We start from the raw sequence: 25,333 nt of genomic DNA on the forward strand, positions 1-25,333 counted from the left end.
CTGAACAATGGGAATTCCCGCACTTCCTGCGACACCGACCAGCAAGACATTCTCCTACGGCGCGCACAGCGTCACGATCGAAACCGGCGCCATCGCCCGTCAGGCCACCGCCGCGGTAATGGTCAAGATGGACGACACCGTGGTGTTCGTCTCGGCGGTTGCAAAAAAGGAAGCCAAGCCGGATCAGTCCTTTTTTCCGCTGACCGTCGATTTCATGGAGCGCACCTATGCTGGCGGGCGCATCCCTGGCGGTTTCTTCAAGCGTGAGGGGCGTCCTAGCGAGCGTGAAACGCTGACCAGCCGTTTGATCGACCGGCCGATCCGCCCGTTGTTTCCGGACGGGTTCCTCAACGAGATTCAGATCATCGCGGTGGTGTTGTCGCTGAATCCCGAGGTCGATGCCGACATTCCCGCCATGATCGGTGCCTCGGCGGCACTGGCGTTGTCCGGGGTGCCGTTTGCAGGCCCCATCGGCGCTGCCAAGGTCGGCTACATCGACGGCCAGTACGTGCTCAACCCCTCGGCATCGCAGCAGAAGGTGTCGGATCTCGACCTCGTGGTGGCCGGCACGCGCGACGCCGTCATGATGGTGGAGTCGGAAGCCAAGCAGCTGTCCGAAGACGTGATGCTGGGCGCCGTGCTGTTTGGACATCAACAGATGCAAGCGGCGATCCAGGCCATCGACGAACTGGTCCAGATCGCCGGCAAGCCGAAGTGGGAGTGGGCGCCGGTGGACAGCGGTCAGGGCCTGGCAGAGGCGCTGAGAGCCTACCGCGGCGACGTCGTCGCCGCTTATGGGGTCGCCGACAAGCAGGAGCGGCAGGACGCGGTCCGCGCGGTTCGCGACCGCGCTGTCGAAGCCCTGACCGCCGGCGAGTCGCCTTTGCACGTCGCCGACAAGGTCAAGACCGCATTCCATGATCTGGAAGCCGAAGTGGTCCGCAGCCGCATCCTGGAGGGCAATCCCAGAATCGACGGCCGCGATACGCGCACGGTTCGTCCGATCAGCATTGCGGCCGGCGTGCTGCCGCGCACGCACGGCTCGGCCATCTTCACCCGTGGCGAGACCCAGGTGCTGGCGGTGACGACGCTGGGGACCGGCAAGGACGCCCAGCTCATCGACGCGATGGAAGGCGAGTGGCGCGAGCCCTTCATGCTCAATTACAACTTCCCCCCTTACTGCGTGGGCGAGACCGGTCGCGTCAATGCACCGAAGCGCCGCGAGATCGGACACGGTCGTCTGGCCAAGCGCGGCCTGGCGGGGGTGATGCCCGACCTCGACAAGGAATTCCCCTACGTGGTGCGCGTGGTGGCTGAGACTATGGAGTCGAACGGCTCATCGTCCATGGCCACGGTCTGCAGTTCCTGCCTGGCGATGATGGACGCGGGTGTACCGCTCAAGTCGCCGGTGGCAGGCGTTGCCATGGGCCTGATTCTGGAAGGCAACAAGTTCGCGGTGCTGACTGACATTCTCGGCGACGAGGATCATCTCGGCGACATGGACTTCAAGGTGGCCGGTTCGCGCAATGGCGTGACCGCGCTGCAGATGGACATCAAGATCACCGGCGTCAACGGCGAGATCATGAAGCAGGCCCTGGCGCAGGCCAAGGATGCCCGCCTGCACATCCTCGACCAGATGGATCAGGTGCTGTCCGCCGGGCGCACGGAGATGTCGCCGTTCGCACCGCGCATCACCACCATCAAAATCCATCCTGACAAGATTCGCGAAGTCATCGGCAAGGGCGGCGTCACCATCCGTTCGATCACCGAGGAGACCGGTACCAGCATCGATATCGAGGACGACGGCACCATCAAAGTAGCCGCCACCGACAGCGCCAAGGCCGAAGCGGCCATCGCGCGTATCCACGCGCTGACCCGCGACGTCGAAGTGGGCGCCATCTACGAAGGCAAGGTCGCCAAGCTGATGGACTTCGGCGCGTTTGTGACCATCTCGCCCGGCAAGGACGGCTTGGTGCATATTTCGCAGCTCGCCGACAAGCGGGTCGACAAGGTCGAGGACGTGGTCAAGGAAGGCCAGTCGGTGCGGGTCAAAGTGCTCGAAGTCGACAAGCAGGGCCGCATCCGCCTATCAATGAAAGCAGTGGATGTCGAGTAGTTTTTATGCGTGAACGGGTTGCAGATGAGAACCTGTTCACGCAAAATCAACGAATGTTGTTGCCTGTCAAGCCGTAGTCAATAAGCGGATACGGGCCCAAAAGAAGCCCCGCCACGATTGGGGTAAGGTGCGAGAAGAAGGCCTGAGGCCTGCCTGGAGGAGACCAGAGCTGTTTTTAAAGGAGCGCGGATGCGCTCTCTTTTTCCAGGTTCGATGTTGCAGTGCACTATTCCGTGGCCTGACCCTGACAAACTCTGTTCGCGCTGCAGCTCATGACTCGGGATCGTCCGCTCGGCTGAGCGGGTTGAGCTTCTTGGTTTTCGACAAATTCTTCAGAAATTCCTTGCGTACCAACCTCCAGATCGGCACCTGCCGCTCGGCGAGATCCTTGAGTGCGTGCAGCGGCTGCTGGGCTTGACCCAGGCGCTGGCGCAGCTGGTCGGCGAAATGGGCCTGCTGCTGGGTGAACAACTGCAGCGACAGCTCCAGATAGCGGCTGATGCTGGTCTGCATCGGATCGCCGTAGAAGCGGATGATGAAGGTGAGAACCTCGGTGGTGAAGATGGGGTCGCCACCTTCTTCCTGCTCCGAAATGACCTGCAGCAGGATGCTGCGTGTGATGTCTTCGCGCGAGCGCTTGTCCTCGACCCGGAATCGCACGTTTTGCAGGACCAGCTGCCGGACCTCTTCAAGCGTGATGTAACGGCTGATTTCCGTATCGTAGAGACGGCGGTTCGGGTACTTCTTGATGACGCGCAGTTCGCTCATGAGACCGGCCATGTTGCAGTGCGCCAAGAATGCCAGAATCAACGGCTTGGAACAAAGGCTTAGGCCATTTCCAACCGATCCGGAGGGATGTCTTGCGGGCGCCATCGGCAGATCGCGTGCGCGAGCACGGTGGCCGGATTCAGGTGTTCGGCATCGTGCAGCACTGCCTGCCCCAGGCAGCGCAGAGCAGCCAGCAGGTTGAGCGTGGCGGTTTCTTCGCGCACTGCCGTGGCGTCGTCGCGCTTGCTGAGCTTGCGGCCGTGTGCGTCCACCACCAGCGGCAGGTGACGGTAGCGCGGCAGCGGCTGCCCCAGCGCCCGGGAGACTTCGATCTGACGCAGGGTCGAAGCGACCAGATCGCTGCCGCGCACCACATCGGTGATGCCTTGCGCGGCCTCGTCCACTGCGCAGGCGAGTTGATACGAGGCGTGGCCGTCGCGACGACGGATGACGAAATCGCCAATGTCGAGCTGCGAGGTCCGGCGCTGCGGACCCAGGCTCAGATCGTCGTAGGTCAGGTTGCCCGTCGGCAGTCGCAGGCGCAGCGCCGCACCGACGTCGGGATGTCCGGCCTCCCTGCAAACCCCCGGATAGACCGCCTCGTCAGCCTCGGATGGTGGGCGCCGCCCCTGCAGTTGGGCACGGCTGCACGTGCAGGAATAGGTCAGGCCGGCCCTGCATAGGTCCTCGATGGCCCGCGCGTAGGCGGGGCGATGTTCCGATTGCCGTCGCAGCGGACCATCCCAATCCAGGGCGTGGGCGCTCAACTGCGACAGGATCCGCTCCTCTGCGCCCGGCCTGACCCGGGGTCGATCGAGATCGTCGATGCGCAGCAGCCAGGTGCCGCCCGCCGCTCGTGCGTCCAGATAGCTGGCAAGCGCGGTGACCAACGATCCGAAATGCAACGGACCGGACGGCGTTGGCGCGAAGCGACCGACGTAAGCCATGCGCATGGACGGTGCCGACAAAGGCGGTGAACGGTGTCAGATGGCCGACAAAAACACAACGCCAAACAGTCCACTACAGGGGACTTCGACTATACTGCGTGAAGTTTCCCGTGGTACCCCTGTCATGCCCGAACCCGCCATACCCGCTGTGCATTGGTTGACACCGCCCTTCGCGGTGCCGTCAGGGGGATGGTCGTGAGCTTGCGGGCCCTGTTGTTCGACGTCGACGGCACCGTCGCCGATACCGAGCGCTACGGGCACCGGCCAGCCTACAACAGCGCGTTCCGCAAACTGGGATTGACCTGGCGCTGGGGGCCGCGGCTCTATCGGAAGCTGCTCGCGCTGCCCGGCGGCAAGGAGCGCTTGCGCTACTTCGTCGATCAGCATCATCCCGACTTGGCGCATCACACGGCGGCATACGCCAACGATCCCGATCTGTGGGTGGCGCAAGTCCACGATCTCAAGTCCCGCTATTTTCAGCGCTACCTGCGCAAAGGCCGCATTCCTCTGCGTCCGGGCGTGGCGCGCCTGATCCGCGAGGCCGACGCCGCCGGATTGCATGTGGCGCTGGTGAGCAATGCCAGCCGCGCCAGCCTGCGTCCGGTACTGCGCTACGGTCTGGGCCGGGAGCTGGCCACCCGTATCGATCTCGTCGTCAGCGGCGAAGACGTCACCCGCAAGAAGCCCGCACCTGACAGCTATCTGCTGGCGCTATCGCGGCTGGGCCTGGCCGCCAACGAGTGCGTGGCCTTGGAAGATTCCTCGATGGGCCTGCGCGCCGCGGTGGCCGCCGGTGTGCCCACCATCGTCACCACCAATGCCAACACCGAAGGCGAGGATTTCTCTTCGGCCTGTGTGGTGCTGGACGGTTGTGGCGAGCCCGATCAGCCGGTGACGCATGCTCGCGGCCCGGCGCTGGGGCCCTACCTGACGCTGGAGCAATTGCGCGCCGTTCAGCGCTTCGCCCACGTTCCGACCTGCTGAGATCGTTGTCCTGAAAGGGACGCGCGATACACTGCGTCGCTTCGGTCATCGATCGGGGCGGGAGTCGGCATGCGGCGCTGGAACGGCTGGGGCGAAGCGGAACAAAGTGTGGCGCTGGGATCCCAGGCCCTGGCTTTCCTGCGCGAGCGTATCGGTCCCGGACAAGCGTCGCCCGAAGCCGAACTGGACGCCGTCCTGCGACACGTTGCCGCCTCGCGCCTGCAGCTCGCCGGTTTCGACGTCTCGCCCGAAACCCGGCTGCGGCACGCTCGCGGCCACAGCTATCGCGACTGGCTGGCGCTGAAGTACGGCCGCATCGGGCCGGTGGCGGACGCGGTCGCCAGTCCTGCCACGCACGAAGAGGCGCGGGGCCTGTTGCAACAGGCGCGCGAGGCTGGCGCGGTGGTCATCCCCTGGGGCGGCGGTACCAGCGTGGTGGGCCACCTGGACGTGCCGGTCGACAGCGACCGACCGGTACTCAATCTGTCGCTGCAGCACATGAACCGCTTGCTGGACTGCGATAGCACCACGCGACTGGCGCGTTTCGGCGCAGGCGTCGCGGGGCCGCAGATCGAGGCGCAACTGCGCGATCTGGGGTTGATGCTTGGCCACTACCCGCAGTCGTTCGAGTATTCGACCCTCGGGGGCTGGGTGGTGACGCGTTCCAGCGGCCAGCAATCCCTGCGCTACGGCCGCATCGAGCAACTGTTCGCAGCCGGTCGCCTGGCGACCGCGCGCGGCGATCTGGAGGTGGGAGGCGTGCCGGCGTCTTCCGCCGGTCCCGACTTGCGCGAATTCGTGCTCGGTTCCGAAGGCCGTCTGGGCGTGCTGACCGAAGCGACCGTGCGCCTGCGGCCCCTTCCCGAGCGCGAGGATTTTCACGCGGTCTTCTTCCCCACCTGGGATCAGGGTGTGCTGGCCGTGCGCAATCTGGTCCAGGCCGACCTGCCGCTGTCGATGCTGCGCCTGTCCAACGAGAGCGAGACCGAAACCCAGCTCACCCTGTCCGGTCACGACAAGGCCATCACCTGGCTCAAGCGTTATCTGAAGCTGCGCGGCAGCGGCGTCAAGCCGGTGATGCTGGTCATGGGGGTTACCGGCCTGAATCGCGAAGTGCTGCGCACGCGGCGCGAGTCGCTGACCGTGTGCAAGCTGGCGCGCGGCGTGCACGCGGGACGCATGATCGGCGCCGGGTGGGCCAAGAACCGCTTTCGCGGACCCTACCTGCGCAACGCGTTGTGGGAGGCGGGCTACGGCGCCGACACGGTGGAAACCTGCGTCAACTGGCCGCAGCTGACCCCGCTGATGCGTGCCATCGAACAGGCCGCGACCGATGTGATGGCACAGGACGACGAACGGGTTCACGCCTTCACTCACCTGTCGCACGTGTACCGACAGGGCTGCAGCCTCTATTCGACCTTCGTGTTTCGATCCGCGGCCGATTACGAGCAGGACCTGGCGCGCTGGCAGCGGCTCAAGGCACGCCTGTCGCAGACGGTCGTGGCCCACGGCGGCACCATCAGCCACCAGCACGGCGTCGGTACCGACCACGCGCCTTACTTGGCGGCTGAAAAGGGCGCGCTGGGCATGGACCTGATCCGCGCGGTGGCGCGCGAACTGGATCCCGATCGCATGATGAATCCAGGCAAGCTGTTCGCGTGAGCGGCGACCGGCTTGCCGGACTGGACGATCGCTACGATCTGATCGTCATCGGCGGTGGCATCAGCGGTGCCGGCGTGCTGCGCGAAGCCGTGCGCACCGGGGCTTCGGCGCTGCTGGTCGACAAGAACGACTTCGCGTCGGGCACGTCGAGCGGTTCGTCCAAGCTCGTCCACGGCGGCTTGCGTTACCTGCGATCCGCGCAATGGCGGCTCACCCTGGAGTCGGTGCGCGAGCGCGCACGTCTGTTGCGCGAGGCGCCGGGCCTGGTCGATCCGCAAGCTTTTCTGATGCCGGTGCATCGCGGCGTGAAGCCGAGCCGCTTGCTGATCCGGACCGGCCTGCTGGTGTACGACCTGATGGCCGGACGCCTTGCCTCGTGCTGGCTGTCGGCCGACGAGGTCGCGCGACGCGAGCCCGCGCTGTCGCGGGATGCGCTGCTCGGGGCGATGCGCTTCGAGGACGCCCGTACCGACGACGCCCGCCTCGTGCAGCGTCTGATCGAGGACAGTCGCGCGGCAGGCGCGACCGCGCTGAACTATGTGCAGGTCGACGATCTCTTGCGCGATCAGGAGCGCGTGTGCGGCGTGGTGCTGCACGACCGCCTTGCGAACACCACGCGACGCATCGAGGCCGGACTGGTGGTCAACGCTTCCGGGGTGTGGGCGCGCCAGTTCGCGTCGGCAACGGTCGGCGCGCCGTCGCTGCGCCCCTTGCGCGGCAGCCACTTCGTGTTTCCGCACGCACGCCTGCCGATCGCGCATGCGATTTCCTGGCTGCATCCGCACGATCGCCGACCGATTTTCGCCTACCCCTGGGAGGGCGCCGTGCTCTACGGCACGACCGACCTCGATCACGATGTGCGCGCGCTCGACTCTCCATGCATGACCGCCGGGGAAGCGAGCTATCTGATCCAGGCGCTGAACTTACGCTTCCCCGACGTCAACCTGGATGCCAGCGATGCGCTGTGCCGCTATGCCGGCGTGCGGCCGGTGATTGCCGGCGGCAAGGGCGCGCCGTCCGCGGAGTCTCGCGAATCCGCGCTGTGGTCGAGTCCGGGCTTGGTCAGCATCACCGGGGGCAAGCTCACCACTTTCCGCGTCACCGCGCGCCAAGTGCTTACGGAAGCGGCGCAACAGCAGCCGCGGCTCGCGCCGCGCGCGGAGCAACCGCTGTTCGAATATGCGGCAAATTCGGACGCGAGCCTGCTACGCCTGAGCGGAAGGCTCGGGCCGGCCATTGCGCAGCAGTTGGTTGCGCAGGACGAGTTGATGAGTACTGTGGGCGCCACGCCTTACACCTACGCCGAGCTGAAATGGTCGGCCGGCCACGAACAGGTCCACCGGCTCGACGATCTGCTGCTGCGACGTACGCGCATCGGGCTGGTGAGCGCGCGGGGCGGTGCCGCGCTGCTGCCCTCCATCCGCATCGTGGTGCAGTCCGAGCTGGGCTGGGACGATGCGCGCTGGGCTGCCGAGGAAACCGCCTATCTCGCGCTGTGGCAACAACAGCACGCGCCGCTATGAGGGACGCCCCCAGCACCCATTGTCCTCCGGGCAAGCACCGTGTCGGCACGGCCCGCCTGCTGGCACTGGACGTGGGTACCCAGAGCGCGCGTGCCTGCGTGTTCGACACCCAGGGCCAGTTGCTGGTACGCAGCCAGGTTCCCATCGAGCCCTATGTTTCGCCGCAGCCCGGGTGGGCCGAGCAGGACCCGGAGGTCTGGTGGAACGCGCTCGTGCAGGCCTGCACCGGACTCTGGACGCAAGCCGCGGTGACGCCCGGGCAGATCGCCGGCCTGTCGCTGACCACGCAGCGCGCCACCATGGTCTGCCTCGACGCCAACGGCGCGGTGCTGCGCCCCGCCATCGTCTGGCTCGACCAGCGCCGCTGTACCGCGCCGCCCGACCTCGGGCCGCTGTGGCGCGCCCTGTTCGGGGTCGTCGGCGCGACGCCGCTGATCGCCCATCTGCAGGCCGAGGCCGACGCCAACTGGCTCGCGCAGCACCAACCCGAACTGTGGCGCGCCACAGCGAAATATCTATTCCTCAGCGGGTATCTGACGCACCGACTGGTCGACGACTACGTGGATTCGGTCGGCAGCCAGGTCGGCTATGTGCCCTTCGACTACCAGCGGCTCGAATGGGCCAAGCCGGCGGACTTCAAGTGGAAGGCGGTCGCGGTGCGCGCGGAGCAGCTACCGCGGCTGGTGCCACCGGGCGCGCGGCTGGGCGCGCTGACGCCGCGTGCGGCGCAGGCGCTGGGGCTGCCTGCCGGGCTACCGATGATCGCGGCGGCGGCCGACAAGGCCTGCGAGGTGGTCGGCTGCGGCGCGCTGGAGCCGGACGTGGCGCAGCTCTCGTTCGGCACCACGGCGACCGTCAACACCACGCAGACGCGCTACTTTGAGGTCCAGCGCATGCTGCCCGCGTATCCAGCCGCGGCGCCGAATGCGTGGAACACCGAGATCCAGATCTTCCGCGGCTTCTGGATGGTGAGCTGGTTCAAGCGCGAGTTCGGCCAACGCGAGATCGCGCTCGCGGCCGAGCGCGGCGTGGCGGTGGAGTCGCTGTTCGACGAGCTGGTGAACAGCGTGCCGGCTGGCAGCATGGGCCTGACCCTGCAGCCCTACTGGTCGCCCGGCGTGCGCGATCCGGGACCCGAGGCCAAAGGCAGCATCATCGGCTTCGGCGATGTGCATACACGCGCGCACCTGTACCGCGCGATTCTTGAAGGCCTCGTATACGGCCTGCGCGCCGGTGCCGAACAGATCGAGCGCCGTACCGCGCGCAAGATCCGACGCCTGGTGGTGGGCGGCGGCGGCTCGCAGTCGGATGCCGCGATGCAGATCACCGCCGACATATTCGGCCTCGCCGCCGAGCGGCCCGAGGTTTACGAGACCTCGGCGCTGGGCGCCGCGATCAATCTCGCAGTAGGCCTGGGGCTGCACCCCGATTACGCCGCGGCGGTGCGTGCCATGACCCGTGTCGGCCGAAGGTTCGTGCCGGAGCCCGGCGCGCAAGCGATCTATCTGCGACTTTATCGCGAGGTCTATCGCGATCTTTATCCCCGGCTGCAGCCCCTTTACCGACGCATCCGCGACATCACCGGATATCCGGTATAGGCCCGCGGCCAGCCAAAACCAGTCCGGTCATGGCCAGGCTCAGCACCCCGGCGTTGAGCAGATGCCAGGCCCAGTGGGTGCCCCAGACCCAGCGCGAGCACCAGGCCTGGTCCACGCTGCGTAGCGCGATGGAGACGGCGAACAGCGCCGCGGCCAGCGCGAAGACTGCGGCGCCGGGCCGGCGTCGAAACGCCAGGCCCAGGGTCATCAGGCTCAGCGCCGCCAGGGCCGGGAGGTAGTCCACCGAGCCGTTGAGATCGCCGGATTCGAACGGCGCGGTCACGAACACGCCCAGCGCCCACAGCGCCGGTGCAGCGATCCAGGCCAGCGACCAGCGGATGTCGAGTACGTAGCGCGCAAAACAGATGGCGAAGCCGTAGATGAACAGGGCGATCGACAGGACGTCGAGCCATCCGGCCCAGCGCGTAGCGAAGGTGTGGAAGGCGCCCGAGCAGATGCCGATCAGCGCAATGCAGCCGGCCAGCAGGTTGAATGACAGCGGCACCGGTCGCGGAGCAAAGGCCAGGGGCATGCGCGCGGCGACCCACACGCCGGCGAGGACAAACGCCAGATTGCTCAGCGCGTTGAGCGGTTCGGCGAGCAGACCGGGGCCGAAGCGCTCGCAGTAAAGGTCGACCGGCTGCAACCATTCCATGGCCATGGCGATTGCAGCCGCGTCGGATCAATAGTTCTGCAGCGGGGTCTCGGGCGTGCCGGTCGAGGTGGCTGGCTCCGTCGCCGGGGCCGCGGCCTCCGGGGCCGTCGCCACCACACCGCGGGTGTAGACGAGCTTGCGGGAGCCGCCGTCGCAGCTGCCGACGATCTGGCGATCGCCTGCATCCGCAGTGGCCACCGCCTCCAGGGTGTAGTTCTTGACGCCTTTGGCCTGTAGCTGCGCGTCGATTTCGGCCTGCAGCTCGGCGCAATCCTTGCGCGCCTGCGCAGTGCCGACGGCCAGCAACAGGCTCAAAGCCGCGATGATCTTGATAGATTTCATGGTCTGTTCTGTCTCCTGATTCCCGGTGGGCGACGCTTGAGCGCCTGTCTTGAGCGCCTGTTTACTGCTTGATCCATTCGCCTGGCGGCAGCGTTACGGCCGGTTGCGGGCTCCAGCCCGGCGCGCGATGTTCGACCACAACGTGGGTAAAGATGCCACCGCGCACGCCGAAGTCGCCAGTCAGGCGCATGAAGCGCGGCGCGGTGGCGGCGACCAGGTCGTCGAGGATGCGATTGGTCACCGCCTCGTGAAAGGCGCCTTGGTCGCGAAAGCTCCAGATGTAGAGCTTGAGCGACTTGAGCTCGACGCAGCGCTGGTCGGGGATGTATTCCAGGTAGAGCGTGCCGAAATCCGGCTGGCCGGTCTTGGGGCACAGGCAGGTGAACTCTGGCATCCGCATGCGGATCACGAAGTCGCGCCCGGGATGGGGATTGGAAAAGCTTTCTAGCGACGTGTCCGGCTGGGTAGACATGCGGGCGGTGGCGGCAGCGAACGGCGCAAAGGTGGGTGATTCGAGGTCGGTAATTTACACTAGCCCATCGGCCTCCCCTGGGGAGCGGCCTCATTGAAAGCGCCACGACTGTGCGCGCACAACTCGAAATCGAATGCGCCTTTCCGGACTCAAGCTGGCCGGCTTCAAGTCTTTTGTCGATCCCACGCAACTGCCGCTGCCGGCCAATCTGACGGCCATCGTCGGCCCTAACGGCTGCGGAAAATCCAATCTCATCGATGCGGTGCGCTGGGTGCTGGGCGAGGCCAGCCAGAAGCAGCTGCGCACGCAGGACTCGGACGACGTCATTTTCAACGGCTCCAAGACCCGCAAGCCGGTCGGTCGCGCCAGCGTGGAGCTGCATTTCGACAACAGCGACGGCCAGATCACCGGCCCGTACGCTGCCTATACCGACATCGCGGTGCGTCGCGAACTGACCCGCGACGGCAATTCGCAGTACTTCCTCAACGGGCGCAAGTGCCTCAAGCGCGACGTCACCGACCTGCTGCTCGGCACCGGCCTGGGCGGCAAGAATCAGTACGCGATCATCGAGCAGGGCATGGTCAGCCGCATGATCGAGGCCAAGCCCGAGGAACTGCGCGCCTGGCTCGAAGAAGCCGCCGGCATTTCCAAGTACAAGGACCGCCGCAAGGAAACCGAGAGCCGTATCCGCCAGACGCGCGAAAACCTGTCGCGCCTGAATGACATGCGGGTGGAGATTCAGGCGCGGCTCGAAGTGCTACGCAAGCAGGCTGCCAACGCGGAGAAATACCGCGAGTTCAAGCAGCAGGAACGTCAACTCAAGGCCGAGATACTGGCCTTGCGCGAGCGTGGTCTGGACGCCGAGGCAAACGCCCATCAGGACAAGCTCGAAACCCTGGAGCAGGCGCTGGAAAACGCGCGCGCCCAGGTCATGGCGGCGGCCCAGGGCCGCGAAGGTGCCGAGGACGCGCGGCGTCAGGCGCAGGAGCAGCTCAACCGCGAGCAGGGCGCGGTGTTCGAGGCCGAGGGCGCCGCCAGCCGGCTCGAACAGGACCTGGTGCACGCGCGCGAGCTGCGCGCCATGAAGCAGCGCGAGCTGGAACAGCTCGATCGCAGCCTGGCCGATCTCGACCGCCGCCGGCAGCAGGATCGCCTGCGCCTGGAGCAGGCGTTGGCCGAAGTCGGGCAGCTCGAAAGTCAGGCCGAGTCGGCACTGCGGCATCACGAGGAGGCGCGCGCCAACCTCGCGCGTTCGGAAAACAGTGCGCAGGCCGAGCAGGCGTGCTGGGAAGAGTTCAGCGCCACCTCCGAGCAGCCGCTGTTCGATACCGAAGGCGAGCGTGTGCGCGTGCAGGCGCTGGAGCGCGCGCAATTCCAGTTGGAGGAGCGCTACAAGCGGCTGGCGGCGGAAAGCGCCGGGCTGGATGCCGCGCCGATCCAGGCCTCGCTGTTCGATGCCGACACCGAACTGGGCCAGCTCGATGCTGAGATCGCCGATGCCCAGACCCGCCTGCAAGGGCTGGACCGCGACCTTGCTGCGCTGCGCGAACAACGTGCCACCCTGGACGGCGGTTTGCACGAGTCGCGTCAGCAGCTGCAGTCGGCGCGCGGGCGCCTGTCTTCGCTGGAAACCCTGCAACAGGCCGCGCTGCGCCAGGACGACGCCGAACTGGCCGGCTGGCTGCGCGAACGCGAGCTGATCGGCCAGCCGCGTCTTGGCCAGCATCTGCAGGTCGAGGCGGGCTGGGAGACCGCCGTCGAGCACGTGCTGCAAGGCCTGCTGCAGGCGCCTTTGGTGGATCATCTGGCGACCGATTGGGCGCACCAGGAGTGGCCCCGGGCCGGCTTGGCGCTGCTGCAGCGTCAGGGGACCGATGCCCCCGCCGACGCCGGCACCCTGGCCGCATGGGTTCAAGGTCCGCAAGCGGTGCGCGATTTCCTAGGCTCGGTCTATTGCGCCGACAACGCGGCCGATGCTGTCGCGCGTCTCGGCACGCTCGCCCCTGGCGAGTCGGTGACCACGCCGGACGGCGTCTGGCGCGGACGTGGCTGGATACGGGTGCCGTCCAGTCAGGATGCGCGCTCGGGTGTCATCGCGCGCGAGCAGCTGATCCAGCAATTGCGCGCGCAGGTCGACGAAACCAGCCAGGCCATCGACGCGCGCGAAGCGGCGCTGGGCGCGGTACGCGAACGCCAGCAACAGGCTGAGAGCGAACGGCGCGAACTGGCCGCGCGCTTCGAGCAGTCGCGCAGCCGGCAATCGCAGCGTCTGGCATTTCGCCAGGCCCAGGCGGTGCGACTGGAGCAGACCCAGGGGCGCATCGCCGCCCTGGTCAAGGACATCGAGGCGCTCAAGGCGCAGCGCGAGCAGCAGGCCGCCGAACTGACTGCCTCGCGCGACAAGCTGGTCAACCTGGAGGCGGTGGCGCAACGCTTGCGCGAGGAGCGCATCCAGCATCAGCAGGGTCTGGCGCGCGTGCGCGACGCGGTCAGCCGCAATCGCGCCCTACTGACCCAGGCTGCGCAGGCCGACAGTCAGGTGCAGATTCAGCTGGCATCGCGGCGCAGCCATGTTGCGGCGCTCAACCAGAGCGCGTACGAACTGGAGGCCAGCCGCGAGCAGCTGGTACAGGACCGTAGCGCCCGCGGCGCTGCGGTGGAAGAACTGGAGGCACCCCTGGCGGAGCGCCAGGCACAGGCCGAAACGGCGCGCGATGCGGTCAACGCGGCGCGCGAGGTGCTGCGTAGCGCGCGCATGGCCCTGGAAGCGGCCGAGCAGGCGGTGGGTCAGAGCGCGCAGGGTTTCCGCGAGGCGGAGGACGCCAAGGATCAGGCGCAGGAGCGCCTACAGCAGGCGCGCATCGAGTTCGAGAACCTGCGCGCGCGCCGCCAGAGCATCCAGCAGCAACTGGCCGAGGTCTGCGAAGCCTCCGGACTGGAACCTGAAGCCGTGTTCGCGCAGCTTCCTTCCGAGGCCACCAGCGACGGATGGGAGGAAAAGCTGGCGGGCTTGGGCCGACGTATCGAGCGTCTGGGCGCCATCAATCTGGCCGCGATCCAGGAGCTGGAAGAGGCCGAAGGTCGCGACCGGTATCTGGGCGAGCAGTACGACGACCTCACCGGTGCGCTGGATACCCTGGAGGAGGCGATCCGCAAGATCGACGCCGAGACCAAGGAACGTTTCAAGGATACGTTCGACAAGGTCGACACCATCTTCCGCGACCGCTTTCCGAAACTGTTCGGCGGCGGCGAGGCGTATCTGGAACTCACCGGCGACGACCTGCTCGACACCGGCGTGCGGGTGATGGCGCGCCCTCCCGGCAAGCGCAATTCCAGCATCCAGATGCTGTCCGGCGGCGAGAAGGCGATGACCGCGGTGGCCTTGCTGCTGGGCCTGTTTCAACTCAACCCGGCGCCGTTCTGCCTGATGGACGAGGTCGACGCGCCGCTGGACGACGCGAACGTAGCGCGCTACTGCGAGGTCGTGCGCGAGATGAGCCAGACCGTGCAGTTCATTATCATCACCCACAACAAGATCACGATGGAGCTGTCCAGCCATCTGCACGGCGTGACCATGCAAGAGCCGGGCGTGTCGCGACTCGTGAGCGTGGACGTCCAGCAGGCGGTGGATCTGGTCGGCCAGGTCGAAGCGGAAGCCGGGAAAGAGTCGATAGCGTGAAGAACCTTCGTTCGGGCGGCTTGCCCTCACCCCACCGTCCGCATCCGCGGACGGTCCCCCCCTCTCCCCGGTTGGGCTTACCCGGGAGCGCCATAATGGCGCTCTCGAGCTGGGACCCAACCGCGCGGGCGAGGGACGTTGGCGTCGCCGTCGGCGACTAGGAGAACTCATGGGCGAATTGCAATGGGCGCTGCTGATCGTATGCGTAGTGCTGGTGGTGGCGCTGTACGTGCTCAGCCGCCGCGCGAAATCCGAAGACGGCGACGACTCCACCGAAGACGCCCTGCTTCGCGGGGCCGATGAGCAGGGCGATCAGCTCGATCTGCTGGCGCCGCGCAAACCGCCGCAGGGATACGATGAATATGGTGTCGGCCGCCCGCGCAAGCGCGGTGGCGAACCCAGCATGGATGCGCCCAAGGCGCGGGAACCGGCGTCGCCACCGTCGGTCGCCACCTTGCTCAAGCCGTCGACCCAGACCGCTCCCGCCGCCGCTGCGGTACCCGCGCGACCGGTCGCGCTGATCGTGGCGCCCACCGAGGAAATCGACATACTCGGCCCGCAGCTGCATCAGGCCCTGGCCATGCAGGGGCTGCGCTTTGGCGAGGGCGAGCTGTATCACCGCCTCATCGGAGGTCGCAGCGTGTTCTCGGTAGCCAGCCTGCTCAAGCCCGGCAAGCTGGTGCCGACCGAGGCCGAGACCTTCTCCACCAAGGGCTTGCTGGTTTTGATGAATCTGCCGGGCCCGGTCAGTCCCACGGTTGCCTTCGACGACATGCTGGGCACCACCCGTGCGCTGGCGGTGGCGCTCAAGGCGGATATCTTCGACGCCAGCCGTCAGCGCGTGGACGACGCCGTGGCCAGCAGCCTGCGCCAGGACCTGCAGGCCTGGGCCAAGACCCACCAGCTGGGCTGAGAACCTGTGCCGCAACCGGCGGTAACTGCCGCCGCCCGCGTGGCCTGGTTGCGCGAACGGATTGCTGCGCACGACCACCGTTATTACGTGCTCGATGCGCCCAGCGTTTCCGATGCCGAATACGACGCGTGGTTTTCCGAATTGCGCGAGTTGGAGACCCGCCATCCCGAGCTGGCGAGCGCCGACTCACCGACGCAGCGCGTCGGCGGCGCGCCCAGCAGCGCATTCGCGCCGGTGACCCATCGCCTGCCGATGCAGTCGCTGCGCAAGGCCGGCGACGAGGCCGCGCTGCGCGATTTCGACCGTCGCGTGCGCGAAGTTCTGGGCTGCGACAGTGCCCGCTACAGCGCCGAACCCAAGCTCGACGGCTTGGCGGTGTCGTTGACGTATCGCGACGGCGTGTTGGTGCAGGGCGCCACCCGCGGCGACGGCGAGACCGGTGAGGACGTCACCGCCAATCTGCGCACCGTCGGCGACATCCCGCGACGCCTGCGCGGCCAGCCACCGCCGGTGGTCGAAGTGCGCGGCGAGGTGTATCTGCCGCTCAGCGGGTTCCGCCGTCTATGCGCCGAGGCCGAGGCGCGTGGCGACAAGGTGCCGGTCAATCCGCGCAATGCTGCGGCTGGCTCGCTGCGCCAGCTCGACCCCGCCGTCACCGCGCAGCGGCCACTGGCCTTCACCGCTTATGCCCTCGGTTATCGGGAGCAATGGGATGCGCCGGCAAGCCATGCCGAGGTGCTGGCGCAGTTGCGCGCCTGGGGTTTGCCGGTATCGGACTTGATCGAAACCGTCGACGGTGTCGACCGCATGCTGAGGTATTTCGCGGCGATGGCGCAGCGCCGCGCCGAGCTGGATTTCGAGATCGACGGTGTGGTGTTCAAGCTCGACGATCTTGCCGGCCGCGAGGAACTGGGCAGCGTATCGCGCGAGCCCCGCTGGGCCTGCGCCTACAAGTTTGCCGCCGAAGAGGCGCGCACCGTGTTGGAGAATGTGGAGTTTCAGGTCGGGCGCAGCGGTGCGCTCACCCCGGTGGCGCGGTTGCGGCCGGTGTTCGTCGGCGGTGCCAACGTCGGCAACGCCACGCTGCACAATATGGATGAGGTCGAACGCAAGGACGTGCGACCGGGCGACACCGTGATCGTGCGTCGCGCCGGCGATGTGATCCCCGAAGTGGTCCGTGTGGTGCTGGCCGACGAGGCCGAGCGCGCCGCCCACGACGCGCGGGTGCCGGTGCGGTTGCCACCACAGTGCCCGGTGTGCGGGGGGCATGTCGAACGGGTCGAAGGCGAGGTGGTCGCGCGCTGCACCAACGGTTTGTCCTGCCGCGCGCAGTTGCACGGCGCACTGGTTCATTTCGTGTCGCGCAAGGCCATGGACATCGAAGGGCTGGGCGACAAGCTGCTGGCGCAGGCGATCGACGCCGGGCTGCTGACGTCGCCGGCCGACATCTACCTGGCCTTGACTGCAGAGGTACTCGCAGGGCTCGAGCGCATGGGCGAGAAGTCCGCGTCCAATGTCGCGGCCGCCATCGCGCGCAGCCGCCTCACCGAGTTCGGCCGCTTCCTGTTTGCACTCGGCTGTCCGCAAGTGGGCGAAACCACGGCACGCGATCTTGCGCGTCACTTCGGAACGCTGGACGACCTGCTCGCCGCCATCCACAGCGATGCGTCCACCGCCCATGCGCCCGAACTGAAGGACAAGGACCGCTACCCGCGACTGCGCCAGGTGGCCGACGTCGGCCCGACAGTCGCCGCGCACGTGGTGAATTTTTTCGGAGAGCAGCGCAATCGCGAAGTGGTCAGCGCGCTGGTGCGGCCGCGCGATCAGGGGGGCTGCGGCATCCATTGGCCGGCGCCCGCCGCTGCCGCGGGCGGTGCGCTGGCCGGCAAGAGCATCGTCATCACCGGCACCCTGCCGGGAATCACCCGCGATCAGGCGACCGCGTGGATCGAGGCGCAAGGCGGTCGGGTGGTGGGCTCGGTATCGGCCAAGACCGACTTCCTGCTGGCCGGTGCAGCCGCGGGCTCCAAGCAGGCCAAGGCCGAAAAGCTGGGCGTTACGGTGCTGGACTGGAACGCGCTGCAGAAGTTGGCTGTCGACGACGCCTGAGCGGTCGCGCGACCGCATCGGGTCCAGCCGTCGCCGCGCCGCCGGTCCGCTTTTCGATGCCGCTGGGTTTGGCCTCAATCGGCTCGTCGGGCGCTTTGCACCGGTTGTCCCGCCTGCATCGCATCGCGCTTCGCGTGCGTCGATGCTTCGGTCCATCGCTGTCGCGGGGCGGCGGTTCCCAACTTTTAACGGAGAGTTCTCATGTGGCAGAAAAGTCTGATGGCGCTGGCCTTGGCGGGTTCCTTGACGCTGGTGGGTTGCGGCGGCGGCGGTGGCAGCAGCGGTAGCAGCGGCGACGGCGGCGCGCCGACGCCTACCGCGCGCAACGACGTGGCCGGTCCGCTGGACGCGGTGCAGGAGCCGGTCTCCAACCAGGTCCTTGCCCCTCTGGCGGTTGCCTCGGCGGGCACCCCGTTGGCAGGTGTGGTGACCTGCGTCGATCAGATCGTGGTCGGCGACACGCTCGATATCGTCGACGTCCTGGCAGCCCAGGCCGACGCCGGCACGGCGGGCTTTCAAGGCGCGGCGACGGTGGTGCAGGCCGAGCTGACCAATCTGGTTTCCGATCTGCAGGGTCTGCTGTTGTCGCTGGCCGGCGGTGGCGCCTGCAGCGGCACCACCATTCCCGCGCCCGGCGGACTGGGCAGCAACCCGCTGGCCGGCACGCCGCTGGAAGCCTTTGGCGCGACCCTGCTGAGCACGCTGGCGTCGGTGCAGGGCGGTCTGCCCGGGACCGGCGGCGGTGCCGGTGTTCCCGATCTGAGCGTTCTGAGCGGTCTGGTCGCGCAGCTCGCGGAGGGCTACAACCTGGCGCTGTCGATGGTGCCGGCGGAGGCTATCAATGCGCCTGTAGTCGGCCCCTCGCTGACCCTGGTCGGCACCGCGCTGGACGATCTGGAGACCACCGTCGGTGCGGCCTCCAGCGGCGATCCGACCGCAGTGGCTTCGGCGCTGACCGTCACGGTCGAGCATCTGGTGAACGGCCTGTTGGTGGACGTGTTGCCGATCGGACTGCTCGAAGGGCAGGTTGGCGACGGTGGTGGCAACCCGCTCAGCGGTCCCATCATGGACGCCATCGACCAATTGACCGGACTGTTGGGGACCGGCTTCACCACGCCGGGCTCCGGCCTGGGTGGCGACGCCCTGACCGGTGTCATCGAAACCCTGCTGGCGCCGCTGACCGGTGCCGTCCCGGGCGTTGGCGGTGGCGATCCCACCGTGATCCTGGATGACCTGCTGGCACAGATCACCTCGGTGCTCGGCGGTGCCGGCGGCACCGGCGGTCTGCCGATCCCGGCAGTCGGTGGTGCCCAGCTCAACAATGCCCTGGCGCAGCTCACCGGTCTGCTCTCCGGTGCCGGTGCGCTCGAAGGTCCGCTGGCGCCGCTGTTCGCAACCCTGACCGGCCTGCTCGACGGCTTGCTCGGTGGCCTGCTGGGTGGCCAGGGCTGATCGCTACCGGCGATCCGGCATCGGTGTAGCGGTACCAGAGCCCCGGCCTTGCGCCGGGGCTTTTTTTGGCGCCGAGCTTGCCGCGCCTGCTCAGGTGATGACGCTGGGTGCGCGCCTGCCGGTGATATCGGCGACGCGCACGATCTTTTCCGCCAGGCCCGTCAGCGGCGCCAGTGCTTCGGTGGATTTCAGGTCCAGGGCCTGACGCTCGAAGCGTTCCAGGTACAGGCGCAAGGTGGCGCCCTTGGTGCCGGTGCCGGACAGCCGCACGATGAGGCGCGCAGCATCGCCAAACACCAGGCGCAGTCCCTGGTCGGTGGCGCGGCTGTCGTCGATGGGATCGACATAGGAAAAGCTGTCGGCGGCGCTGATGGTGTAATCGCCATAGCGCTGACCGATGCGCGCCGGCAATGATTCCTGCAAAGCCTGCATGACCTGTTGTGCCGCGGCGGCAGGTAGCTCGTCGTAATCGTGGCGCGCGTAATAATGGCGCCCGAAGCGCGCCCAGTGCGCCTGCGCGATGTCCTGCACCGAGCGTTCCGTGATCGCCAGGATGTTGAGCCAGGCCAGTACGGCCCAGACACCGTCCTTCTCGCGGGTGTGGTTGGAGGAGGTGCCGAAGCTTTCTTCGCCGCACAGGGTGATGCGACCGGCGTCGAGCAGGTTGGCAAAGAATTTCCAGCCGGTGGGCGTCTCGTAGCAAGGGATCTTCAAGGCGCGCGCGACCTGATCGAGCGCGCGACAGGTGGGCATGGAGCGCGCGACGCCGGCCAGGCCGTCGCGATAGCCGGGCAGCAGGTGCAGGTGCTCGCACAGCATTGCCAGCGAATCGCCGGGCGTCACGAATAGACCGCGGCCCAGGATCATGTTGCGGTCGCCGTCGCCGTCGCTGGCACCGCCAAGTTCGGGCGCGGCATCCGACAGCATCAGATCGACCAGCGGCTTGGCGTAGATCAGATTGGGGTCGGGATGGCCGCCACCAAAATCTTCCAGCGGGCAGACGTTCTGCAGGCTGGAAGCCGGCGCCCCCAGCAGGTCCACGAACAGCCGCTGAGCGTAGGGGCCGGTCACCGCGTGCATCGCATCGAAGCGCAGGCGGTGGCCGCGCTTGAACCAGTCGCGGATGCGGTCGAAGTCGAACAGGGTCTGCATCAGCTGCGCGTAGTCGTCCACGCAGTCGACGATCTCCACCGCCATGCCCTCGACGGTTTGCGTGCCGCGCCGGTCCAGGTCTACGTACACGCCTTCCAGCGTGCGGTAGCGCGTCATGGTCCGGCTGGCCTCGTACAGCCGGTCGGTCAAGGACTCAGGTGCCTGGCCGCCACCGACCACGTTGTACTTGAGGCCGAAGTCACCGTCCTCGCCCGCGGGGTTGTGGCTGGCAGTGAGCAGAAACCCGCCTGCCGCCTCGCGACTCCGGATCAGGTGCGAGGCCGCCGGAGTGGACAGCAGGCCGCCCTGGCCGACTACAACCCGACCGATGCCGTTGGCAGCGGCCATCGCGATCGCGGTCTGAATCGCAGGGCGGTTGTGATATCGACCGTCGCCGCCGACGATCAGCGTGCCGCCGCGCAGACGCGGGTCGACATCGAAGATCGCCTGCAGAAAATTCTCCAGGTAGTGCGGCTGCTGGAACACGGCGACTTTCTTGCGCAGCCCTGCGGTGCCCGGTTTCTGGTCGGAGTAGGGCTTGGAAGCGATTTCGCGCACGGCCACGGGGTTCTCCAGTCCTGCGAATGAACGCTCATTGTGGCCGCGTGTCTGGCGCAAAAATCAAGACTTGCGCCGCTTCCGGGCCTTGCGGATAGTGTCTTCCCCATGGAAGCCATTCGAGAACATCTGTGCCCCTGCTGCGGCAAGCCGCGACGGCTTGCGCACCTGATGGATCTGTACGAGCGCAACTATCGTCTGCTGCAGCGCCTGATTCCGGAGCTGGATCTGCCGTTCGAATCGGCGGTGTCGCGATCCGGCTCGGATCTGCCGCTGCACCTGAGTCTGGTTGCGCGTGATCGTTACACTCTGACCTTGCGCCTGACCTACGAATTCGTCGACGACTGCGGCCTGCGCCGGCAACCGGACATCCTGATTCGCGCATATCGGGACGCGGGCGTCGCCGAGGCGCTGGAATGTTCGCATCGACCGCCGTGGCAGGCGCAGGATGAGGCGGACCCCAAGGCGGGCGAGTTCCTGAGCGGGCAATGGCGCCGCAACCTGATGTTGGGCAAGTGGCTGGAATACCTGCTGGACCACGGTCACGGCTTTGGCATGGCCCATCGTCCGCGGGTGGCGGCGGCGGCCTGAGGAGTGAAATCATGACGCGCACAGTTGTGGTTGCGATTGCAGGGTTGCTGGCCGCCACCTCGGGGACCGCCAGCGCTGACTCCGATGCGGTGCGCAAGGCCCTGCAGGACCGCGCAGGCAAGTCCGCTACCGTGGTGCTGGCTTCCGGCGCCGAGCTGACCGGCAAGGTCGGCGCGCTGTCCGACGACAGCGTGCGACTGACCGAACTCAGCGGCAAGGAATTCTTCGACGCCGTGATCGACCTGGATCACGTGCAGGCCGTGGTGTTCCGCGCCCGCGACAACTGAACGGCCTCAACGCAGGCCCCGGAAACTCGTCATGCCGGCGAAGGCCGGAATGCGGACATCCCGGCCGGTCTCCGGAAAACGTTTCCCTTGGCCGCTTTACGGCGGTGCCGCGATGACGGCGCTCGTAAACCTTTGCCCTCGAATTCGATCGACATGCTGAACTCCGATACCGAACGCCTGCCGCTGCGCGCCTTCGCCGAAAAGGCTTATCTCGATTACTCGATGTATGTGGTGCTCGATCGCGCGCTGCCGCACCTCGCTGATGGGCTCAAGCCGGTGCAGCGTCGCATCGTCTACGCCATGTCGGAGCTGGCGCTGGGACCCGGCGCCAAGCACAAGAAGTCGGCACGCACCGTCGGCGACGTCATCGGCAAGTTCCATCCGCATGGCGACAGCGCCTGCTACGAGGCGATGGTGACGATGGCGCAGCCCTTCAGCTATCGCTATCCACTGGTGGACGGGCAGGGCAACTGGGGTAGCGCGGACGATCCGAAATCGTTCGCCGCCATGCGTTACACCGAGTCGCGGCTCGGCGCGTACGCACAGACCCTGCTCGCCGAACTCGGCCAGGGCACGGTGGACTGGCAGCCAAACTTCGACGGCACGATGGAAGAGCCGGTGCGCCTGCCGGCACGCCTGCCCAATGTGCTGGTCAACGGCACCACCGGTATCGCGGTGGGCATGGCCACCGACATTCCGCCGCATAACATCCGCGAGCTGGTCAAGGCCTGCCTGCACCTGCTCAAGCATCCGAACGCGCAGGTCGAGACATTGTGCGAATTCGTGCCCGCGCCGGATTTCCCGACCGGCTGCGAGATCGTGTCCGAACCGCACGATCTGCTCAAGATCTACCAGACCGGCAATGGCATGGTGCGCACGCGCGCGGTGTGGGAGCGCGAGGAAGACAGCGGCCATATCGTCGTTGTCGCGCTGCCGCATCAGGTGTCGCCGGCCAAGATCCAGGAGCAGATCGCCGAGCAGATGCGGGCCAAGAAACTGCCGCTGGTGGAAGATCTGCGCGACGAGTCGGACCACGAGAACCCGACGCGTGTGGTCATCATTCCACGATCGAACCGGGTCGATGCAGAGGCACTGATGGCGCATCTGTTCGCCACCACGGACCTGGAAAAGAGCGTACGCGTCAACCTCAACATGATCGGCCTGGACGGGCGGCCGCGCGTGAAGAATCTGAAGCAGATTCTGGTCGAGTGGCTGGAGTACCGCTTCCAGACGGTGACGCGGCGGCTCAACCACCGCTTGACCAAGGTCAACGACCGGCTGCACATCCTCGAAGGTTTGATGATCGCCTACCTCAATATCGATGAGGTGATCCGCATCATCCGCTTTGAAGACGAGCCCAAGGCCAAGCTCATCAGCACCTTTGCGCTGTCCGACGTGCAAGCCGAGTGGATACTCGATCTCAAGCTGCGTCACCTGCAAAAGCTCGAAGAGATGCGCATCAAGGGCGAGCAGGACGAGCTGACAGCCGAACGCGCCAGACTGGAGGAGCTGCTCGACGACGACGACAAGCTCAGGAAACTGATCGGCGAAGAGCTCAAGGAAGACGCCCGGAAATACGGCGACGAGCGCCGCTGCGTGGTCCAAGCGCGGCCGCCGGCGGTGGCGATGTCGGCCGAGGAGATCATCCCCGCCGAACCGCTGACCGTGGTGCTTTCCAAGGCGGGCTGGATCCGCGCCGGCAAGGGCCACGAACTGGACCCGGCGTCGCTGTCGTACAAGGCAGGCGACGAGTATCTGGCGCACGCGCACGGCAGATCCAACCAGTTGCTGGTGCTGCTGGACTCCAAGGGCCGCAGTTACACGCTCAATCCGCGCGAGCTGCCGTCGGCGCGCTCCCAAGGCGAGCCGGTGACCACCAAGCTTGATGTCCAGCCCGGCGCGCGCATCGTGGCGCTGCTGTTCGGCGACGAAAACGAGCGTTACGTGCTGGGCTCCGAAGAAGGCTATGGCTTCGTTGCACGCCTGGGCGAGCTGGCTTCGCGACAGCGCGCTGGCAAAGCGGTCGTCAGCGTGGAGCGTGCGCCGTTGGCGCCGGCGCGGGTGCCCGATCCGGGCAGCGACCGGCTGGCGCTGGCGACCGCAGAAGGCCGGCTGCTGGTGTTCCCGATTTCCGAACTGCCGGAACTGGCCAAGGGCAAAGGCAACAAGCTCGTCACCTTGAAAGGCGAAGATCGCATCGTCGCCAGCGCGGTGGTGCCACTGCCTGCCACGCTCACCCTGTATTGCGGCAAGCGGACCTTGAATCTTAAGCCGGCCGATCTGGACGCTTACGTCGGTGCTCGCGCCAGTCGTGGCGGCCATCTGCCGCGCGGTTTCCAGACGGTGGAGCGGATGGCGCTGGCTTGAGAACCGGCTCTTGAAGCGGCGGTCGAAGACCCCGATATTCCCGCGGCAAGTTCAACTGGAACGAAAGGCGAGGGCGGTATGAAACGAGTGATGCTGCTGGTTGCGACCAATGTCGCGGTAATGGTGGTGCTGGCGGTGGTGGCCTCGCTGCTGGGGGTCGATCGCTTCCTCACCCAGAACGGGCTCAACCTGCCGGCCTTGCTGGCGTTCTCGGCGATCTTCGGCTTCGGCGGCGCGTTCATTTCGCTGGCCATGTCCAAGTGGATGGCCAAGCGCAGCACCGGCGCGCAGGTCATCACCGAGCCGAAGACCTCCACCGAGATGTGGCTGATCAACACGGTGCAGCGCCAGGCGCGCACCGCGGGTATCGGCATGCCCGAGGTCGCCGTCTTCGACGCGCCCGAACCCAACGCCTTCGCCACCGGCATGAACCGCAACAACGCGCTGGTGGCGGTGAGCACCGGCCTGCTGCGCAACATGAGCCAGGATGAGGTGGAGGCGGTGCTCGGTCATGAGGTGGCGCACGTCGCCAATGGCGACATGGTGACCCTCACCCTGGTGCAGGGCGTGGTGAATACCTTCGTGATGTTCCTGTCGCGGGTGGTCGGTTACGTCATCGACCGAGCCGTGTTCAAGACCGAGCGCGGCGTGGGTCCGGGCTACTACATCAGCGTGATCGTGCTGCAGATCGTGTTCGGCATTCTGGCGACGACCATCGTGTGCTGGTTCTCCCGCCAGCGCGAGTTCCGTGCGGACGCCGGCGGTGCGCATCTGGCCGGCAGGCGCAAGATGATCGCCGCGCTGGAGCGGCTCAAGGCCGGCCACGCGGAGTCCTCGCTGCCTGAGCAGGTCGCGGCCTTCGGTTTCATCGGCGGCGCCAAGAAATTCTTCATGACGCATCCGCCGCTGGAAGATCGCATCGCCGCCCTGAAGGCGGGAGGGGCGGCGGGCTGAAGCTGGACGGGCGGGGATCGACACCGCGCAGCCGTGCCGGAGTCGTCGCACCCGCTCATCGAGCGCGGACAGCCGCCGCGGGCCGCCCTACGGGATGGCGCTAAACCTATCCATTGAGTTGGGGATGGCGGGGGGTGGCCACCGCTGGCCGATTCGGCCTGCAGATCAAGCTAATCCCGGATATCGATCCGGGTTTTTCCAGCT

General features: G+C 66.8%; 19 protein-coding genes. 13 read left to right on the forward strand and 6 right to left on the reverse strand.

From position 1 onward, the window contains the following. The first annotated feature begins 7 nt into the window (after nt 1-7). A complete protein-coding gene (gene pnp / locus ACOOHP_RS07020) occupies nt 8-2,116 on the forward strand; it encodes a polyribonucleotide nucleotidyltransferase (RefSeq protein ID WP_420465741.1) in 2,109 nt (702 codons plus the stop codon). A 270-nt stretch (nt 2,117-2,386) separates the two neighbouring features. Here pnp and phaR read toward each other — a convergent pair whose 3' ends face one another. Next, nucleotides 2,387-2,896, reverse strand: a complete 510-nt coding sequence (phaR, locus tag ACOOHP_RS07025) for a polyhydroxyalkanoate synthesis repressor PhaR (RefSeq protein WP_420465742.1) — start codon at nt 2,894-2,896, stop codon at nt 2,387-2,389. Between the two features lie 47 nt (nt 2,897-2,943). Beyond that, nucleotides 2,944-3,837 (reverse strand): tRNA glutamyl-Q(34) synthetase GluQRS, encoded by an 894-nt coding sequence (gluQRS, locus tag ACOOHP_RS07030; RefSeq protein WP_420465743.1) that lies wholly within the window; start codon nt 3,835-3,837, stop codon nt 2,944-2,946. A gap of 189 nt (nt 3,838-4,026) precedes the next feature. On the opposite strand from gluQRS, the gene ACOOHP_RS07035 reads away from it, so the two are divergent. From ACOOHP_RS07035 to ACOOHP_RS07050, 4 genes are all read left to right on the forward strand, one after another. Next, nucleotides 4,027-4,815, forward strand: coding sequence for an HAD-IA family hydrolase (locus tag ACOOHP_RS07035; RefSeq protein ID WP_420465744.1), 789 nt, complete (start codon nt 4,027-4,029; stop codon nt 4,813-4,815). Nucleotides 4,816-4,884: 69 nt separating this feature from the next. Beyond that, complete coding sequence (locus ACOOHP_RS07040) at nt 4,885-6,477, forward strand: FAD-binding oxidoreductase (protein WP_420465745.1); 1,593 nt, start codon at nt 4,885-4,887, stop codon at nt 6,475-6,477. Next, entirely contained in the window at nt 6,474-8,000 is a 1,527-nt protein-coding gene (locus ACOOHP_RS07045) for a glycerol-3-phosphate dehydrogenase/oxidase (RefSeq protein ID WP_420465746.1), read from the forward strand. The genes ACOOHP_RS07040 and ACOOHP_RS07045 overlap by 4 nt, the downstream gene beginning before the upstream one ends. Next, complete coding sequence (locus ACOOHP_RS07050; RefSeq protein WP_420465747.1) at nt 7,997-9,598, forward strand: FGGY-family carbohydrate kinase; 1,602 nt, start codon at nt 7,997-7,999, stop codon at nt 9,596-9,598. The genes ACOOHP_RS07045 and ACOOHP_RS07050 overlap by 4 nt, the downstream gene beginning before the upstream one ends. Here the strand turns inward: ACOOHP_RS07050 and ACOOHP_RS07055 are convergent. From ACOOHP_RS07055 to queF, 3 genes are all read right to left on the reverse strand, one after another. Next, nucleotides 9,579-10,259, reverse strand: a complete 681-nt coding sequence (locus ACOOHP_RS07055) for a hypothetical protein (protein ID WP_420465748.1) — start codon at nt 10,257-10,259, stop codon at nt 9,579-9,581. The two genes, ACOOHP_RS07050 and ACOOHP_RS07055, sit on opposite strands and share 20 nt — an antisense overlap. 21 nt (nt 10,260-10,280) lie before the next feature. Next, nucleotides 10,281-10,595 (reverse strand): DUF1161 domain-containing protein, encoded by a 315-nt coding sequence (locus ACOOHP_RS07060; RefSeq protein WP_420465749.1) that lies wholly within the window; start codon nt 10,593-10,595, stop codon nt 10,281-10,283. A 61-nt stretch (nt 10,596-10,656) separates the two neighbouring features. Next, a complete protein-coding gene (gene queF / locus ACOOHP_RS07065) occupies nt 10,657-11,067 on the reverse strand; it encodes a preQ(1) synthase (protein WP_420465750.1) in 411 nt (136 codons plus the stop codon). A 133-nt stretch (nt 11,068-11,200) separates the two neighbouring features. Here queF and smc point away from each other — a divergent pair, with 133 nt between their 5' ends. The 4 genes from smc (at nt 11,201) to ACOOHP_RS07085 (ending at nt 19,220) form a co-directional block, all read left to right on the forward strand. Further along, nucleotides 11,201-14,746 (forward strand): chromosome segregation protein SMC, encoded by a 3,546-nt coding sequence (smc, locus tag ACOOHP_RS07070; protein WP_420465751.1) that lies wholly within the window; start codon nt 11,201-11,203, stop codon nt 14,744-14,746. 169 nt (nt 14,747-14,915) lie between these two features. Beyond that, complete coding sequence (locus ACOOHP_RS07075) at nt 14,916-15,659, forward strand: cell division protein ZipA C-terminal FtsZ-binding domain-containing protein (RefSeq protein WP_420465752.1); 744 nt, start codon at nt 14,916-14,918, stop codon at nt 15,657-15,659. Between the two features lie 39 nt (nt 15,660-15,698). Continuing rightward, nucleotides 15,699-17,768 (forward strand): NAD-dependent DNA ligase LigA, encoded by a 2,070-nt coding sequence (gene ligA, locus ACOOHP_RS07080; RefSeq protein WP_420465753.1) that lies wholly within the window; start codon nt 15,699-15,701, stop codon nt 17,766-17,768. Between the two features lie 201 nt (nt 17,769-17,969). Beyond that, entirely contained in the window at nt 17,970-19,220 is a 1,251-nt protein-coding gene (locus ACOOHP_RS07085; protein ID WP_420465754.1) for a hypothetical protein, read from the forward strand. A gap of 90 nt (nt 19,221-19,310) precedes the next feature. On the opposite strand, the gene ACOOHP_RS07090 is transcribed toward ACOOHP_RS07085, so the two are convergent. Continuing rightward, nucleotides 19,311-20,936, reverse strand: a complete 1,626-nt coding sequence (locus tag ACOOHP_RS07090; RefSeq protein ID WP_420465755.1) for an alpha-D-glucose phosphate-specific phosphoglucomutase — start codon at nt 20,934-20,936, stop codon at nt 19,311-19,313. Nucleotides 20,937-21,038: 102 nt separating this feature from the next. Here ACOOHP_RS07090 and ACOOHP_RS07095 point away from each other — a divergent pair, with 102 nt between their 5' ends. From ACOOHP_RS07095 to htpX, 4 genes are all read left to right on the forward strand, one after another. Continuing rightward, the gene (locus tag ACOOHP_RS07095) at nt 21,039-21,521 is read left to right on the forward strand and encodes a DUF1249 domain-containing protein (protein ID WP_420465756.1); all 483 of its coding nucleotides are present in this window, start codon (nt 21,039-21,041) and stop codon (nt 21,519-21,521) included. A gap of 11 nt (nt 21,522-21,532) precedes the next feature. Further along, complete coding sequence (locus tag ACOOHP_RS07100; protein ID WP_420465757.1) at nt 21,533-21,808, forward strand: hypothetical protein; 276 nt, start codon at nt 21,533-21,535, stop codon at nt 21,806-21,808. A gap of 153 nt (nt 21,809-21,961) precedes the next feature. Further along, nucleotides 21,962-24,175, forward strand: coding sequence for a DNA topoisomerase IV subunit A (gene parC, locus ACOOHP_RS07105; RefSeq protein ID WP_420465758.1), 2,214 nt, complete (start codon nt 21,962-21,964; stop codon nt 24,173-24,175). Nucleotides 24,176-24,253: 78 nt separating this feature from the next. Further along, nucleotides 24,254-25,129, forward strand: coding sequence for a protease HtpX (gene htpX / locus ACOOHP_RS07110; protein ID WP_420465759.1), 876 nt, complete (start codon nt 24,254-24,256; stop codon nt 25,127-25,129). Nucleotides 25,130-25,333 lie beyond the last annotated feature (204 nt).

The organism is Panacagrimonas sp. (assembly GCF_965216805.1).
Classification (GTDB): domain Bacteria; phylum Pseudomonadota; class Gammaproteobacteria; order Nevskiales; family Nevskiaceae; genus Panacagrimonas.

Coding starts and splice junctions, on each gene's coding strand:
- pnp (WP_420465741.1), top strand. CDS start 8: ATGGGAATTCCCGCACTTCCTGCGACACCGACCAGCAAGACATTCTCC.
- phaR (WP_420465742.1), bottom strand. CDS start 2,896: ATGGCCGGTCTCATGAGCGAACTGCGCGTCATCAAGAAGTACCCGAAC.
- gluQRS (WP_420465743.1), bottom strand. CDS start 3,837: ATGCGCATGGCTTACGTCGGTCGCTTCGCGCCAACGCCGTCCGGTCCG.
- ACOOHP_RS07040 (WP_420465745.1), top strand. CDS start 4,885: ATGCGGCGCTGGAACGGCTGGGGCGAAGCGGAACAAAGTGTGGCGCTG.
- ACOOHP_RS07050 (WP_420465747.1), top strand. CDS start 7,997: ATGAGGGACGCCCCCAGCACCCATTGTCCTCCGGGCAAGCACCGTGTC.
- ACOOHP_RS07055 (WP_420465748.1), bottom strand. CDS start 10,259: ATGGCCATGGAATGGTTGCAGCCGGTCGACCTTTACTGCGAGCGCTTC.
- ACOOHP_RS07060 (WP_420465749.1), bottom strand. CDS start 10,595: ATGAAATCTATCAAGATCATCGCGGCTTTGAGCCTGTTGCTGGCCGTC.
- queF (WP_420465750.1), bottom strand. CDS start 11,067: ATGTCTACCCAGCCGGACACGTCGCTAGAAAGCTTTTCCAATCCCCAT.
- smc (WP_420465751.1), top strand. CDS start 11,201: ATGCGCCTTTCCGGACTCAAGCTGGCCGGCTTCAAGTCTTTTGTCGAT.
- ACOOHP_RS07075 (WP_420465752.1), top strand. CDS start 14,916: ATGGGCGAATTGCAATGGGCGCTGCTGATCGTATGCGTAGTGCTGGTG.
- ACOOHP_RS07085 (WP_420465754.1), top strand. CDS start 17,970: ATGTGGCAGAAAAGTCTGATGGCGCTGGCCTTGGCGGGTTCCTTGACG.
- ACOOHP_RS07095 (WP_420465756.1), top strand. CDS start 21,039: ATGGAAGCCATTCGAGAACATCTGTGCCCCTGCTGCGGCAAGCCGCGA.
- ACOOHP_RS07100 (WP_420465757.1), top strand. CDS start 21,533: ATGACGCGCACAGTTGTGGTTGCGATTGCAGGGTTGCTGGCCGCCACC.
- parC (WP_420465758.1), top strand. CDS start 21,962: ATGCTGAACTCCGATACCGAACGCCTGCCGCTGCGCGCCTTCGCCGAA.
- htpX (WP_420465759.1), top strand. CDS start 24,254: ATGAAACGAGTGATGCTGCTGGTTGCGACCAATGTCGCGGTAATGGTG.